The following is a 14297-nucleotide window of genomic DNA, read 5'->3' as shown; positions in this document are numbered from 1 at the left end:
GTCACGGCTCCCGAGGGGCCCTTCGAGGAATCGGCCCCGGTGGGAAGTGCGTTGTGGGGTGTGGAAAAATTCGGACCGGATAGCCCCTGGTCGAACCCAAACGAGGTGTGTGTTGAGCAACAAGCCCGCGGTCTCCAAGGCAGGTCCTCTCGGCAAGGACATCAAGTCGATCGTGATGTACAACGTGATCGCCCTCGCGTCGATGGCCCTGTTCGCCGCGCTCGGCCTGAGCGTCGCCGCCGCCGCCGGTTCCGCCTGAGCGCCCACAGCATCGAGCCCCGTCCTGTTCTCCAGGGCGGGGCTTCGCCGTGGGCGTCCGGGTGGTGGCGGGCGACGAGAGGGTGGGGCTTCGCCGTAGGCGTCCGGGTGGTGGCGGGCGGGGCGGCGCATGGTTCGGGCTCCGCACCTGCCACACTGGTGACGTGCGTGTTTACCTTGGATCAGATCATGCGGGCTTCGAGCTCAAAGAACACCTCGTCTCCTGGTTGAAGGAGCGCGGCCACGAGGTCGTCGACAAGGGACCGGCGGTCTTCGACGCCGTCGACGACTATCCCCCGTTCGTCCTGCGCACGGCGGAGGCCGTCGCGGCCGACCCGGGTGCGCTGGGCGTCGTCATCGGGGGCTCCGGCAACGGCGAGCAGATCGCCGCCAACAAGGTCAAGGGCGTCCGGGCCGCCCTGGCCTGGAGCGAGGACACCGCGCGCCTGGCGCGCGAGCACAACGACGCCAACGTGCTCGGCGTCGGCGGCCGGATGCACTCCCTGGAGGAGGCGACCCGGTTCGTGGACATCTTCCTCTCCACGCCCTACAGCGACGAGGAGCGGCACACCCGCCGCATCACCATGCTCTCGGACTACGAGAGCACCGGAGAGCTCCCGCCGCTGCCGTAGTCCCCCACCACGTCCGTTCCGCGCCTCCGTCCGGCTCCGTCGCACGGGGGCGCGTTCTCGTGGGCGGGCACGGCGCCGCCCGCGGACCCGCCACCGGGCGTCTTCGCCCACAGGTGGCCTTGGTCACTGGTTCCCGCGCACCCGGTGTGAGACCCTGAGCCGGGGCGTGTCGGGACGACACGCCCATGACCTACGGGAACCGGATGCGGTCCGGGCCCGCGCGGACGCGGGGAGGCGTTCGCGGAACGGTGTCCGAGAGAAGTGCGGGAAACCGGGGGATCGCTCCCGGAGTGGGGCGGACGCCCGACTCCGGACCACCGGTTATCGGCTGACCCGATAACCGGGGTTATGGGGGATAACTCCGCTGGTAGCGCGTGCTTCGCCGGCGGTCGCCACGCTACAGTTCGTGCACAGCGGCGGGCCCCCGACGCCCGTAGCACGGCAGCGCCGCCGTCCCGTACCGATACAGCCACCGGTACTCAACACGCACCGCCGCCGGTCCGTCCGACCAGTCCCGGTACCGCCGCGGCCGCCCCCGACCGCGCCGCCGCGAGCCGACCGAGAACCGACCCCCGCTGGTGAGCGGGCGTGCCTACGCCAGAGGACCCATGAAGCCGACACCCACCGCCAAGACCGCCCGACTCCTGCGATCGACCACGCAGCGGCTCGTCGCGGTGCTCCGGCGCAAGGTGTTGTTCCGCTATCGCCTCGTCCTGATCACCCTGGTCACGCTCGCCGTGGGCGTCGGCATCGGCGCCGTGTGGGGCCCCACCGGCTGGTTCCCGCCCAGCTCCACCATCCTCACCGTGCTGGCCGGCGGGCTGCTGCTCAAGCGCAAGAGCCTGGCCGCCCTGCTGGGCGTGGTCGCGGCGGTCCTGTTGTTCGTGGCCTACATGCTCGACTTCGGCCAGGTCGGCCCCGGCCTGCTCGTCACCATCGGTGTGACGGGCGTGCTGTCGTACCTGCTGTCCGGGGTGCGCGAACGCCTCGGCGTCCAGGGGCTGAGCGGCGAGATGATGCTGCTCGACCTGCGCGACCGCCTGCGCCACCAGGGGCGGCTGCCCGAACTGCCGCAGGGATGGGGCCGCACCGCGGTCCTGCGCCAGGCGGGCGGATCGTCCTTCGGCGGCGACTTCGTCGTGTCCATCCGGCGTGAGAACCAGCTGGACGTGGCCGTGGTGGACGTCTCCGGCAAAGGCGTGGACGCCGGAACCCGGGCACTGCTGCTGTCCGGTGCCTTCAGCGGCCTCATCGGCGCCGTCCCCGCCCGCGACTTCCTCGCGCACTGCAACGACTACCTCATGCGCAACAGCGGCGGTGAGGGCTTCGTCACCGCCGTCCACCTGTGCGTGGACCTGGACACCGGCGAGTACGAGATCGCCTCGGCCGGCCACCCGCCCGCCCTGCACTACGACAGCGGCGCCGGACGGTGGGCCACGAGCGAGGCCAAGGGCGTGGTGCTCGGCGTCATCCCGGAGATGACCTACACCTCCGTCCAGGGCGAGCTGCGGCCCGGCGACGCCATCCTGCTCTGCACCGACGGCCTCATCGAGACCCCGGGCGAGGACCTCGACGCCGGGATCGACCGTCTCCTGGGCGCCGCGGACACCATGGTCACCCGCGGTTTCGACAGCGGCGCGGGCGCGGTCGTGGACACCCTCAGCAAGGACAAGAACGACGACTGCGCGCTCGTCGTCCTGTGGCGCGACTGACGTCCCGAGCCACCAGTGCGGTGCCCGGCGTTCACGTCGTGTACGGCGCCACGCGGCCCCTCCGTGGGCCTTCGCGTCGGCGGTGGCTGTAGGGTCGACGTGTTCCCCGGCTCCAGCACGGCGGTCCGGCCGTGCACCGTCCCCGGTTCGCCGTGCCCGCCCCTTTCGCCCCTCGGCGTCGACGCACGTACGGCTCACCACACCAGCGGCGACGGGGCCGGCACCGGACCGCGTCGAGGTCCGGTACTTCCAGGATGTCGCGGTTCCGCGGGCGCGTGCCCGTCGAGCCCTGGAGACGCGAGGGGGTGCTTCGCATGTCAGACGGCGAGCGCGCTGAAGAACTCATCGATCTGGTCGAGCAGAACGATCTGACCGGAATCAGGCTCTGGTTGGCCGAGCACAGACCCCACGAGGTCGCCGACGAGCTCTCCCGCATGACCGATCGGTCCGTCATGGTCCCCTTCCGCCTCCTGGACAAGGACCGTGAACTCGAGGTCTTCGAGGAACTCGATCCCGCCCTGCAACAGGTGATCCTGCTGGGCCTGCGCGACACGGCCTTCCACGAGCTCCTGGAGGAGATGGACCCCGACGACCGGGCCCGTCTCCTGGGCGAGGCCCCGGCCAAGATCGCCACCCGCGCGCTGGCCGGGCTCAGCCCCGCCGAACGCAAGATGACCGCCGCCCTCCTCGGCTACCCCGAGGACTCGGTCGGCCGCTACATGACGCCGGAGACGGTCATCCTGCACCGGGACCTCACGGTGGGCCGCGCCCTGGAGGTCGTCCGCGCCAAAGGAGCCGACGCCGAGACGATCTACACCCTGCCGGTGGTCAGCGACGGCCGGCGCCTGGTCGGCACCATCACCCTCAGCGACCTGGTCATCAGCGACGACGAGGTGGTCCTGAAGGACATCGTCGACGTGCTGGCCCCGCGCGCCCGGGCCACCGAGCCCGTCGAGGACGCCGCCCGCCTCATCCAGGAGGCCAACCTGGTCTCCCTGCCGGTGGTGGACTCCGAGGAGCGTTTCGTCGGCGTGTTCACGTTCGACGACGCCCTGGAGGTCATCGAGGCGGCCGACTCCGAGGACATGGCCCGCCAGTCGGGTGCCAGCCCGGTCGGTGAGCACTACGTGTCGGTGAGCGTGCTGCGGCTGGTGGGCGCGCGCTCGGTGTGGCTGATGCTGCTCATCGTCGCGGCCACCCTGACCGTCAACGTCATGCAGGCCTACGAGGCCACCCTGGAGCAGGTCACCGCGCTGGCGCTGTTCGTGCCGATGCTCGTCGGCACCGGCGGCAACGTCGGCGCCCAGTCGGCGACGGCGATCGTGCGGGCCCTGGCCGTCGGCGAGGTGCGCGTGCGCGACCTGCCCTCCGTCATCTGGAAGGAGGGGCGCGTCGGCCTGCTCCTGGGCGTGATGCTGGCGGGCATCGCCCTGACGATCGGCGTGCTGCTGGTCGGGTTCGACATCGGCTTGGTGGTCGCGTCCTCGGTGATCGCCATCTGTACCTGGGCGGCGATCATCGGCTCGTCGATGCCGCTGCTCGCCCGCAAGGTCGGCGTGGACCCGGCGGTGGTCTCCTCTCCGATGGTCGCGACCCTGGTGGACGCCACGGGACTGCTGATCTACTTCTCGATCGCCCGGCTGGTCCTGGGCATCTGAGGGACCGGTCGGACGGACGGTAGGGCGCTCGCGGCATGAACGTGTGACGGGGCGGGTATCGGGGGGACAGGTCAGGATGGATCTGAGGGGGGTTCCATGTCCGGTACCGGAGACGCGTTCGGCAGGATCAAGAAGGCCGTGGACGAGAATGCCGACAAGGTCCAGGGTGCGGTCGGCAAGGCCGCCGAGGCAGCGAAGAAGGCCACGGGCGGCACCCACGACGACAAGATCGACAAGGGAGCCGGAGCCGCGACGGAGTACCTGCGCAAGCGGGCCCGGGAGGGCAGGAAGGAATAGTCGTACCTGACCGGTGGGGGACCACCGCCGAGGCCACGGGCCCGGCCGGTGGTCCCCGTCGTGTGCGGGGTGCGCCGCGCCCGGGCCCGCCCGCGGCCCCGCGTCCGAGCCGACCCCCGGGCACCGCGGTCCGTCGCGGGCGCGGCCCCGCTGGTCAGAGCGATACCCACCGATGACTACTCTGAGGTAAGGCGTACCTAATGTGAGTTGGGGGGTGGGTGTGAACGCAGTCGACGGACGTCCGTGCCAGCTGACCGTGTGCCGCGGTTGCTGTTGCGGGACGAAGAAGAAGGTCCCCGGCGTCGACCACAAGGCCCAGCTCGCCCGCCTCAGTGCCATCGACGACCACTCGGGCCGCCCCGTCCCGGTCCGCACCAGCAAGTGCCTGGGCATCTGCTTCCAGGCCAACGTGGTCGTCGTCCAGCCCTCCCAGGAGGGTCGGGTGGCGGGCGGCCGCCCCGTCTGGCTCGGCCAGGTCACCGAGGACAAGCTGGTCGAGGCCATCGACGACTGGATCTTCGAGGGCGGCCCCGGCCTGTCTCCGTTGCCCGCCGTGCTCGCCGACCACGTCACCTCCAAGGACGCCAAGAAGCCGAAGAAGCGCAAGAAGCCCAAGCACTCCAAGTCCGCCAAGAAGGAGCGGCGCAAGGAGCGCGAGAAGGCTGAGCGCAAGGCCGCGAAGGCCGCGAGGAAGGCCGCCGAGAAGGCGGCTGGGGCCGGGTCCGACCCGAAGCCCGAGAAGCCGAAGAAAGCCGACAAGCCCGAGAAGGCCGACAAGCCCGAGAAGGGCAAGAAGTCCAAGAAGGGCAAGAAGTCCAAGAAGGGCAAGAAGAAGGCCGACGCCTCCGGGAAGAAGAAGTAGGGCCGACGCCCCGATCGGGTCGCCGGCCCCGCACCCGGCTCAGCGCAGGGTCAGCCGTCCGCCCGGGCCCTCCAGGACGGCGGTCAGGCCAGGGGCCCCGGCCCGCTCCACCGGCAGGTCCGCGCCTACCGCGCCGAGCGCGCGCTCCACACGGGCCGGCTCGTCGTGGGCCGCCGTGAACGACACCAGCCGCACCTGCGGCAGTCCGCGCCGCCCCGGCGGGACGGTGTCGCCCCAGTCGATGAGGAACGGGACCACGCCGCCCTCGGCCGGCCGCGTGAGCCGCCACTCGAGCAGCTCGCCCTCCGGCGTGCGCCGCGACATCGGCTCGGCGTGGCCGGGGTCGTAGCCCAGCGCCCGGATCCGCGACAGCGCGGCGTCCATGTCCTTGACGGCCGTGGCCCAGGTGACCAGCGCGGGCGCGGTCAGCCCGTCCAGGCCGAAGGGCCGGGGACCGTCGGGGTCGGGCTGCCCCGGGTCCGGGCCCACGACCTCCAGGTAGGCGTCGCCACCGAGCCCCCACAGCACGTTGCGGCTGCCCTTGCCGAGGTGGCGCCCGCCCTCGGCGGCCGGCACGCCGAGGCGGCGCTCCACCTCGGCGCGGGTGGCCGCCAGGTCGGGCGTGGCGTAGACGAGGTGGTCGATGCCGATCACGACTCGCGTGCTCCTTCGCGTCGTTGCGGAGCGAACTGGGTCCGGTACAGCGCCGTGTACAGACCGCCGCGCGTCAGTAGTTCGTCGTGTGTGCCCCGTTCGAGCACGCGGCCGTCCTCCAGCACCAGGATCTGGTCAGCTTCGCGCACCGTGGCCAGCCGGTGGGCGATCACCAGCGACGTGCGCCCCTCCAGAGCCGCGGCGAGGGCCTCCTGCACCGCCGCCTCGGACTCCGAGTCCAGGTGGGCGGTCGCCTCGTCCAGCACCACGACCGACGGGGCCTTCAGGAGCAGCCGCGCGATGGCCAGCCGCTGCTTCTCGCCGCCGGACAGGCGGTAGCCCCGGTCCCCGACCATCGTGTCCAGACCGTCCGGCAGCCGCTCCAGGAGCGGGCCCAGGCGGGCCATCCGCAGGACCTCCTCCATCTCGGCGTCGGTGGCCTCCGGACGCGCGTAGCGCAGGTTCGCGCCGACGGTGTCGTGGAAGAGCTGGGCGTCCTGGGTCACCACGCCGACCCGGTCGCGCAGGGAGTCCCCGGTGACCTCGCGCAGGTCGAGCCCGCCGACGCTCACCGTGCCGTCGGTGGGGTCGTAGAGTCGCGACACCAGGTGCGTGAGTGTGGTCTTGCCCGCTCCGGAGGGGCCCACGAGCGCCACCATCGTGCCGGGCTCGGCCGTGAAGCCCACTCCGCTCAGCACCTGGGTGTCGTCGTCCGTCTGCACCTGCGGCGTCAGTTCGAGCGAGGCGATCGACGCCTCCTGTGCGCCCGGGTAGCGGAACGACACGTGGTCGAAGCGCACGCTCAGCGGACCCTCGGGCAGGGGCCGGGCGTTCGGGCTCTCCTTGATCCGAGGCTCCAGGTCCAGGACCTCGAAGACCCGGTCGAAGGAGACCAGCGCGGTCATGATCTCCACGTGCACGTTGGACAGGGTCGTCACCGGGCCGTAGAGGCGGGCCAGGAGCGTGGTGAGCGCCACCAGCGTGCCGACCTCGAAGGCGCCGTCGATCGCCAGCACACCGCCGACCCCGTAGACCATCGCCATCGCCAGGGCGGTGATGAGGCCGAGCAGCGAGAACAGCAGCGAGCCGTAGACGGCCTGGCGCACGCCCAGCTCGCGCACGCGGCCCGCGCGCCGCGCGAACGCCTCGGACTCCTCCGCGGGGCGGCCGTAGAGCTTGACCAGCATCGCGCCGCCGACGTTGAAGCGCTCGGTCATCAGCGAGCTCATGTCGGCGTTGTTGTCCATGGCCTCGCGCGAGATGTGCGCGAGCCGGCGTCCGATGAGCTTGGCGGGAATGACGAAGAAGGGCACCAGGGCCAGCGCGATGAGGGTGACCTGCCACGACAGCGCGAGCATCGTGATGATCACCGCGGTGGCGCTGATGAGGTTGGAGACCACCGACTGCAGGACCGACGTGATCGCCCGCTGGGCGCCGACCACGTCGGTGTTGAGCCGGCTGATCAGGGAACCGGTCTGGGTCCGGGTGAAGAAGGACAGCGGCATGCGCTGGACGTGGGTGAAGACCTGGGTGCGCAGGAGGTAGATGACTCCCTCGCCGATCCGTGCCGACAGCCACCGGCTGAGCAGGGACAGCACGCCCTCCAGGACCGCGAGCCCCGCCGCGGCCGCCGCCAGCCACACGACCAGCGACACGTTTCCGGTGAGGATGCCGCGGTCGATGATGGTCTTGAGCAGGAGGGGGTTGGCGACCACGATCGCCGAGCTGATCGCCGTCACCAGCAGGAACAGCAGGATCGTCCGCCAGTGCGGGCTGGCGTAGGAGACGATGCGGCGGGTGAGCCCGGGCGGCAGCGACTGCCCCTTGGCGCTCCCGTCGTTGACCAGGGCCCGGTAGGAGGGCCTGCCTGACATCATGGACGGCCTCGTTCTTCTCGCTCGTTCGCCACGAAGGGGACAACATCGGTTCGCGCGCGCCGCTTCCCGGCCGGGGGTGGCGCCGCCGGTGTCGGGACGGCCGTGTCCGGTGCGGGGGGTGCAGGGCCGTGGGAGGGGCTACAAGGAGGTGGCGAGGCGGCCCAGGGCCGCGGTGGTCGAGCGGCCGGGGGTGAAGGGCAGCTCCCACGCGCGGGCGCCGAGGGCGTCGGCTCCGAGGATCTTGGCCTGGGTGTAGCGGTCTCCGGCGGTGAAGGCCAGCGCGGCGGGCGCGAAGGGGCGCAGGAGTTCGGCGTAGGCGGCCCAGTCCGCGACCGAGGGCGGTCCCTCGATGGTGAAGGCACCGCTGACGCAGGCCAGAGCGGCGATCGTCTCGGCGCGCTCCTCGGCCGGGTTGACCGGACGGCCGGGTCCCTTCCAGGCACGCACGCGTTCGTCGGACTCGATCCCGACCACCAGCGGCAGGCCGCGCTCGGCGATGGAGCGCAGGAACCGGACGTGTCCGACGTGCAGGACGTCGAAGACCCCGGTGACGATGACCGGCCGCTCCAGCGACGCCGGCCGCTCGAACCAGTGCGCGCTCAGGGGGGTGCCCACGTCGTCCGCCGCGTTGGTGTCCGTCAAAGTAGCCCCGTTTCGACAAGCTCTCGGATGCCCGCGCCCGGCTCGCGCCGACGGGCCCACCCGCAAGGTCAACGTACCGGTTGGTACCGGCTATTCCACGGTCAGGGGTGCGTGGCGCCGGTCGGGCGGGGCCGATGGTGAGGTATGTCACCCGGAATCCGCCGCGGTCCCTGTGAGTCTCATCTCGGACGGACGTGCGACGCGGGATGGGGTGTGGCGGATGACGTGGACGAGCCTCGTCGAGCAGATGGTGAGCAGGGGGGCTTGTGGGAAGTGCGGACGCGCCGGGGGCCCTTCCGCTCGCAGGAGGCGGCCAGGGAGGCGGCGGAGGGGGTGGCCCGGGACCATGTGCCGCCATGAACGGCGACGTGAGCCGGTGCGACGGCACACGGCTCGCTTCGAGCGAGGCGGGGGTGCGGGGGTCGTCCTCCCGGCGGGGAACGGCGAAGCGAGCCGGTGCGACGGCACACGGCTCGCTTCGAGCGAGGCGGGGGTGCGGGGGTCGTCCCCCGGCGGGGAACGGCGAAGCGAGCCGGTGCGACAGCACACGACTCGCTTCGAGCGGAGCGGGCGACGAGAATCGAACTCGCATGGCCAGCTTGGAAGGCTGGAGTTCTACCATTGAACTACGCCCGCGTGGGCCCGGGAGCTTCGAGTTTCCTCTAGACTCGTGGGGCCGACGGAGACCACAGTACAGTGTCCGGGCGGCGGTCGCACACTCGATGTGCGACCTTTCCGTGTACGGGGTGTAGCGCAGCTTGGTTAGCGCGCATGCTTTGGGAGCATGAGGCCGCGGGTTCGAATCCCGCCACCCCGACGACAGCGAACATCCGCGGCAGCGGCCTTGGGCCGTGCGCCGTGGCCCCCTGCGTATCTGCCCTAGACTTGGTGCGATCAGCAGGAAACTGTAAGTCCCAGCCCGTCGCAGGGCACCCCAGGTTGAACGTGGTCATCAGACTGGCCGGGGTGCGTGCGTGCATGCGCCGTTGTGTGTGGTGCGCCTGCGGGCCGACGCGGACACCAGCCGGCAAACCTAGGAGTACCGCCCCGTGAAGACCGATGTCGAGGAGCTCAGCCCGACCCGGGTCAAGCTGACCATCGAGGTGCCCTTCGATGAGCTCGAGCACGCTTTCGACGAGACCTACAAGTCTCTCGCCAAGCAGGTTCGGATCAAGGGCTTCCGCCCGGGCAAGGCGCCGGCGCGGCTGATCGACCGCTACGTGGGCCGCGGCGCGGTGATCAGCGAAGCCGTCAACCACGCCGTTCCGGAGCTCTACAACGAAGCCATCCAGAAGGAGGAGCTCTTCGCGCTCGGCCAGCCCGACGTCGAGGTCACCAAGCTGGAGGACAACGACGAACTCGCCTTCACGGCCGAGGTCGACATCCGCCCCAAGTTCGAGGTCTCGGACTACAAGGGCATCGAGGTGACCGTCGACAACGCCGAGGTCACCGACGAGCAGGTCGACGAGCAGGTCGGCACGCTGCGCGAGCGCTTCTCCACCCTGGCGGGCGTCGACCGCCCGATCGAGAACGGCGACCACCTGTCGATCGACCTCTCCGCCGCCATCGACGGTGAGAAGCTCGAGGACGTCGCGGTCAGCGGCTACTCCTACGAGGTCGGCACCAACACCATGCTGGAGGGCCTCGACGAGACCCTGCTCGGCATGGAGTCGGGCGGCGAGACCACCTTCAAGACCACCCTCGTCGGGGGTGAGCACGAGGGCAAGGAGGCGGACGTCACCGTCACCGTGCACAGCGTGAAGGTCAAGGAGCTCCCCGAGCTGGACGACGAGTTCGCCCAGCTGGCCAGCGAGTTCGACACCATCGACGAGCTGCGCGAGGACGTGCGCAAGCGCATGACCGAGGTCCGCCGCCTCCAGCAGCTCTCCGCGGCCCGTGACAAGGCCCTGGAGAAGCTCATCGAGTCCGTGGACATCCCGCTGCCGGACTCCGTCGTCGACGAGGAGATCACCCGTCGCCGCCAGAGCCTGGAGCAGCAGCTCGCCCAGGGCGGTCTGACCAAGGAGGCCTACCTCGAGTCGCAGGAGAAGACCGAGGAGGAGTTCGAGGAGGAGCTGACCAGCGGCGCGCGTTCCGCGGTCAAGGCCGGCTTCATCCTGGACCAGCTGGCCATCCAGGAGGACCTGAGCGCCGACCAGGGCGAGCTCAGCCAGTACGTGTTCGAGCAGGCCCAGCGCATGGGCGTGAGCCCGGACCAGCTGGCCCAGCACCTGGTCGAGTCCAACCAGATCCGCGTCGCCTTCACCGAGGTCGTGCGCGGTAAGGCCATGGACCTGGTCCTGGCCGGTGCGAAGGTCACCGACGAGGACGGCAACGTCGTCGAGCAGGAGACCGCCGCCACCGAGGCCGAGGCCGAGGCCACCGACGAGGCCGTCGAGACCGCTTCCGAGCCCGTCGACGCCACCGCTGCCGCCGAGGCCGCTGAGGACACGTCCACCGAGGGCGAGTCCGCCAAGTAGGCACGGCGCTTCGCGACGCGTACGGGCCCCGCTCGACTCCTGGGTCGGGCGGGGCCCGTCGTGTTCGCCGGCAGAGGAAAGCCCACGCGGGGTCTTGCCGACCCTGCGCTCAAAGCGAACAGGGACGCGATCGGTGCGAGCACGGTGCTCGTCGGCGTTAGTGTCGCTGTATCGCAACCGTTTCGATTCCGGAGCAGGTGACGAGAGTGCCGCCGACCTTTGATGAGTCCCCGCGATTCGACGCACGTACGTCGGAGCCGCAGATTGCCCCTTTTATTGAGCAGACGCCTCAGCGCCTGTTGCGCCAGCGAATCGTATTCCTCGGCCAGCAGGTCGACGACGACATCGCCAACCGCCTGGTTGGCGAGCTTTTGCTGCTGTCCGCCGAGGACCGCCAGCGAGACATCACGATGTACATCAACTCGCCTGGTGGGTCCGTGACCGCAGGCATGGCGATCTATGACGTCATGCAGTACATCCCCAATGACGTGCGTACCGTCGGTATCGGTATGGCCGCGTCCATGGGCCAGATGCTCCTGTGCGCCGGTGCTCCCGGCAAGCGCTACGCGCTGCCGCACACCCGCGTCATGATGCACCAGCCCTCCGGTGGCATCGGGGGCACCGCCTCCGACATCCGGATCCTGGCCGACCAGCTCATGTACGTGAAGAAGATGTTCATCGAGAAGATCTCCGAGCACACGGGACAGGCTGTCGAGCAGATCGAGAAGGACGCCGACCGGGACCGCTGGTTCACGGCCCAGGCGGCCAAGGACTACGGAATGATCGACGAGGTCCTCGAGGGCACGCTCGACGTCGCCATCTGAACGGCCGACTGAGTGGACCCCGACAGACCCCGCGTGACCCAGTCCATGGATCGGCGCAGTGCGTGGAAGGCGTGAAATGACCGAGTTCAATCCCAGTCTCATCGGCGGCGCGGCCTCGATGGCTCCCCAGAGCCGCTACGTCCTGCCGTCCTACGTGGAGCGTACGTCGTACGGCGTCAAGGAGATGAATCCGTACAACAAGCTCTTCGAAGAGCGGATCATCTTCGTCGGCGTGCAGATCGACGACACCTCGGCGAACGACCTGATGGCCCAGCTCATCACGCTTGAGCAGCTCGACTCCGAGCGGGACATCCAGATGTACATCAACTCGCCCGGCGGATCCTTCACGTCGCTGATGGCGATCTACGACACGATGCAGTTCGTGCGTCCCGACATCCAGACCGTGTGCATCGGGCAGGCCGCCTCGGCGGCCGCGATCCTGCTGGCGGGCGGCACCAAGGGCAAGCGCGGTGCGCTGCCCAACGCCCGCATCCTGATCCACCAGCCCGCGACCGAGGGCATGCACGGTCAGGCCAGCGACATCGAGATCCAGGCGAACGAGATCACCCGGATCCGGACCCAGCTGGAGACCACGCTGGCGCACCACACCGGGCGCTCGCCCGAGCAGGTGTCCAAGGACATCGAGCGCGACAAGATCCTCACCGCTGAGGAAGCCAAGGAATACGGCATCATCGACTTCGTTCTGCCGTATCGCAAGGCCTCCCTCAAGTAGCGGCGCGTCACCCCTGGTCCAGCGGCCTCTCCCGTATACGCGGGGGAGCGCCGCCGGCGCCGGGGCCGGCGGTAGGACACACCGACCGGACCGGTCTTCGATCCGGCTGGGACAACCCAGTGGCGAAGCCGGTCCGGTTTTTCGCTTAGTCTGGCGGGAGCGACACACAGATCGCCTCGTCCGTGGCCCGGGTCGTGGACGGGTTCGGGAGCTGGACTTCCGGACGGTTCGCGTGCGGGACCGACGGGGCGGCCTTAGTTTTGAGGAGTGGCTGGGTGGCACGCATCGGCGACGGCGGGGACCTGCTGAAGTGCTCATTCTGCGGTAAGAGCCAGAAGCAGGTGAAAAAACTCATCGCGGGCCCCGGCGTGTACATCTGCGATGAGTGCATCGACCTCTGCAACGAGATCATCGAAGAGGAGCTCGCCGAGTCCACGGATCTGGCGTGGGACAGTCTGCCGAAGCCGCGTGAGATCTATGAGTTCCTGGACTCGTATGTGATCGGTCAGGATCAGGCGAAGAAGTCGTTGTCGGTGGCGGTGTACAACCACTACAAGCGTGTGCGCTCGGAGGGTGAGCGTCCGGGCGATGAGGGTGTGGAGATCGCCAAGTCCAACATCTTGTTGTTGGGGCCGACGGGGTCGGGGAAGACGTTGTTGGCGCAGACGCTGGCGCGGATTCTGAATGTTCCGTTCGCGATCGCGGACGCGACGGCGCTGACCGAGGCGGGGTATGTCGGTGAGGATGTGGAGAACATCCTGTTGAAGTTGATCCAGGCGGCCGATTATGACGTGAAGAAGGCCGAGACGGGGATCATCTACATCGATGAGGTCGACAAGGTCGCGCGTAAGAGTGAGAATCCCTCGATCACGCGTGATGTGTCGGGTGAGGGTGTGCAGCAGGCGCTGTTGAAGATCTTGGAGGGGACGACGGCGAGTGTGCCTCCGCAGGGGGGTCGTAAGCATCCGCACCAGGAGTTCATCCAGATCGACACGACGAATGTGCTGTTCATCTGTGGTGGTGCGTTCGCGGGTCTGGAGAAGTTGATCGAGTCGCGTGCGGGTCGTCAGGGGATGGGTTTCAACGCGGTGTTGCGGCCCAAGTCCGAGGTGGCGGAGTCGGCGTTGTTCGGTGAGGTGATGCCGGAGGACCTGTTGAAGTTCGGGATGATTCCGGAGTTCATCGGTCGGTTGCCGGTGATCACGAGTGTGCATGATCTGGATCGTCGGGCGTTGGTGGAGATTCTGACGCGTCCGCGTAATGCTCTGGTGAAGCAGTATCAGCGGTTGTTCGAGTTGGACGGTGTGGAGTTGGAGTTCACGCCGGATGCTTTGGAGGCGATCGCTGAGCAGGGGATCATTCGTGGGACGGGTGCTCGTGGGTTGCGGGCGATCATCGAGGAGGTGTTGTTGTCGGTGATGTACGAGGTGCCTTCTCGTGAGGATGTGGGTCAGGTGATCATTACGCGGGAGACGGTGATCGACAACGTGAATCCCACGATCGTCCCGCGTGCCCAGCTGGAGGAGGACCACCAGGAGCGGTCCGCCTAGTTCTTCTGCGCCCTCGCAGGCTCGGCCGCGTGCGAACCCCCTGGAGCCCGGCAATGGGACGCCTGGGGTGAGAGGCCGCCGTCGAGAGCCGCGTGGGTCCGTATGAGCCGAAGGCCCG

General features: G+C 69.3%; 13 protein-coding genes and 2 tRNA genes. 11 read left to right on the top strand and 4 right to left on the bottom strand.

Annotated features, from left to right (window positions below):
* Positions 1 to 112: 112 nt before the first annotated feature.
* From DFP74_RS33740 to DFP74_RS02310, 6 genes are all read left to right on the top strand, one after another.
* Complete coding sequence (locus tag DFP74_RS33740; RefSeq protein ID WP_197285739.1) at positions 113 to 259, top strand: hypothetical protein; 147 nt, start codon at positions 113 to 115, stop codon at positions 257 to 259.
* A gap of 163 nt (positions 260 to 422) precedes the next feature.
* A complete protein-coding gene (locus DFP74_RS02330) occupies positions 423 to 890 on the top strand; it encodes a ribose-5-phosphate isomerase (RefSeq protein ID WP_121180189.1) in 468 nt (155 codons plus the stop codon).
* Positions 891 to 1498: 608 nt separating this feature from the next.
* Complete coding sequence (locus tag DFP74_RS02325; protein WP_121180188.1) at positions 1499 to 2602, top strand: PP2C family protein-serine/threonine phosphatase; 1104 nt, start codon at positions 1499 to 1501, stop codon at positions 2600 to 2602.
* A 314-nt stretch (positions 2603 to 2916) separates the two neighbouring features.
* Positions 2917 to 4260, top strand: coding sequence for a magnesium transporter (mgtE, locus tag DFP74_RS02320; protein ID WP_121187977.1), 1344 nt, complete (start codon positions 2917 to 2919; stop codon positions 4258 to 4260).
* A 96-nt stretch (positions 4261 to 4356) separates the two neighbouring features.
* The gene (locus DFP74_RS02315; protein ID WP_121180187.1) at positions 4357 to 4557 is read left to right on the top strand and encodes an Rv0909 family putative TA system antitoxin; all 201 of its coding nucleotides are present in this window, start codon (positions 4357 to 4359) and stop codon (positions 4555 to 4557) included.
* Positions 4558 to 4813: 256 nt separating this feature from the next.
* Positions 4814 to 5419, top strand: a complete 606-nt coding sequence (locus DFP74_RS02310; RefSeq protein WP_370013477.1) for a (2Fe-2S) ferredoxin domain-containing protein — start codon at positions 4814 to 4816, stop codon at positions 5417 to 5419.
* 39 nt (positions 5420 to 5458) lie between these two features.
* Here the strand turns inward: DFP74_RS02310 and DFP74_RS02305 are convergent, their stop codons facing one another.
* From DFP74_RS02305 to DFP74_RS02290, 4 genes are all read right to left on the bottom strand, one after another.
* Entirely contained in the window at positions 5459 to 6073 is a 615-nt protein-coding gene (locus DFP74_RS02305; RefSeq protein WP_199725448.1) for a VOC family protein, read from the bottom strand.
* Complete coding sequence (locus DFP74_RS02300) at positions 6070 to 7950, bottom strand: ABC transporter ATP-binding protein (RefSeq protein WP_121180186.1); 1881 nt, start codon at positions 7948 to 7950, stop codon at positions 6070 to 6072. The genes DFP74_RS02305 and DFP74_RS02300 overlap by 4 nt, the downstream gene beginning before the upstream one ends.
* A 138-nt stretch (positions 7951 to 8088) precedes the next feature.
* Positions 8089 to 8592, bottom strand: a complete 504-nt coding sequence (locus tag DFP74_RS02295) for an adenylyltransferase/cytidyltransferase family protein (protein ID WP_121180185.1) — start codon at positions 8590 to 8592, stop codon at positions 8089 to 8091.
* Between the two features lie 565 nt (positions 8593 to 9157).
* Positions 9158 to 9228: transfer RNA gene (locus DFP74_RS02290), tRNA-Gly, on the bottom strand.
* 106 nt (positions 9229 to 9334) lie between these two features.
* Between DFP74_RS02290 and DFP74_RS02285 the strand changes: the two genes are divergently transcribed.
* The 5 genes from DFP74_RS02285 (at position 9335) to clpX (ending at position 14179) form a co-directional block, all read left to right on the top strand.
* A tRNA-Pro gene (locus DFP74_RS02285) sits at positions 9335 to 9409 on the top strand.
* A 232-nt stretch (positions 9410 to 9641) separates the two neighbouring features.
* Complete coding sequence (gene tig, locus DFP74_RS02280) at positions 9642 to 11072, top strand: trigger factor (RefSeq protein WP_121180184.1); 1431 nt, start codon at positions 9642 to 9644, stop codon at positions 11070 to 11072.
* A gap of 299 nt (positions 11073 to 11371) precedes the next feature.
* Positions 11372 to 11896: a ClpP family protease gene (locus tag DFP74_RS02275; RefSeq protein ID WP_233570764.1), complete on the top strand. Its 525-nt coding sequence runs from the start codon at positions 11372 to 11374 to the stop codon at positions 11894 to 11896.
* A 76-nt stretch (positions 11897 to 11972) separates the two neighbouring features.
* Positions 11973 to 12629, top strand: a complete 657-nt coding sequence (locus DFP74_RS02270) for an ATP-dependent Clp protease proteolytic subunit (protein WP_121180183.1) — start codon at positions 11973 to 11975, stop codon at positions 12627 to 12629.
* A gap of 275 nt (positions 12630 to 12904) precedes the next feature.
* Positions 12905 to 14179 (top strand): ATP-dependent Clp protease ATP-binding subunit ClpX, encoded by a 1275-nt coding sequence (clpX, locus tag DFP74_RS02265; RefSeq protein ID WP_121180182.1) that lies wholly within the window; start codon positions 12905 to 12907, stop codon positions 14177 to 14179.
* The last annotated feature ends 118 nt before the right edge of the window (positions 14180 to 14297 follow it).

Source organism: Nocardiopsis sp. Huas11 (assembly GCF_003634495.1).
In the GTDB taxonomy this organism is placed as follows: domain Bacteria; phylum Actinomycetota; class Actinomycetes; order Streptosporangiales; family Streptosporangiaceae; genus Nocardiopsis.
This window is presented reverse-complemented; position numbering and strand designations above follow the sequence as displayed.

Bases quoted from the DNA above. Each gene is read 5' to 3' on its own strand.
- DFP74_RS02300 (WP_121180186.1), bottom strand. From the start codon at position 7,950: ATGATGTCAGGCAGGCCCTCCTACCGGGCCCTGGTCAACGACGGGAGC.
- mgtE (WP_121187977.1), top strand. From the start codon at position 2,917: ATGTCAGACGGCGAGCGCGCTGAAGAACTCATCGATCTGGTCGAGCAG.
- DFP74_RS02315 (WP_121180187.1), top strand. From the start codon at position 4,357: ATGTCCGGTACCGGAGACGCGTTCGGCAGGATCAAGAAGGCCGTGGAC.
- DFP74_RS02270 (WP_121180183.1), top strand. From the start codon at position 11,973: ATGACCGAGTTCAATCCCAGTCTCATCGGCGGCGCGGCCTCGATGGCT.
- DFP74_RS02325 (WP_121180188.1), top strand. From the start codon at position 1,499: ATGAAGCCGACACCCACCGCCAAGACCGCCCGACTCCTGCGATCGACC.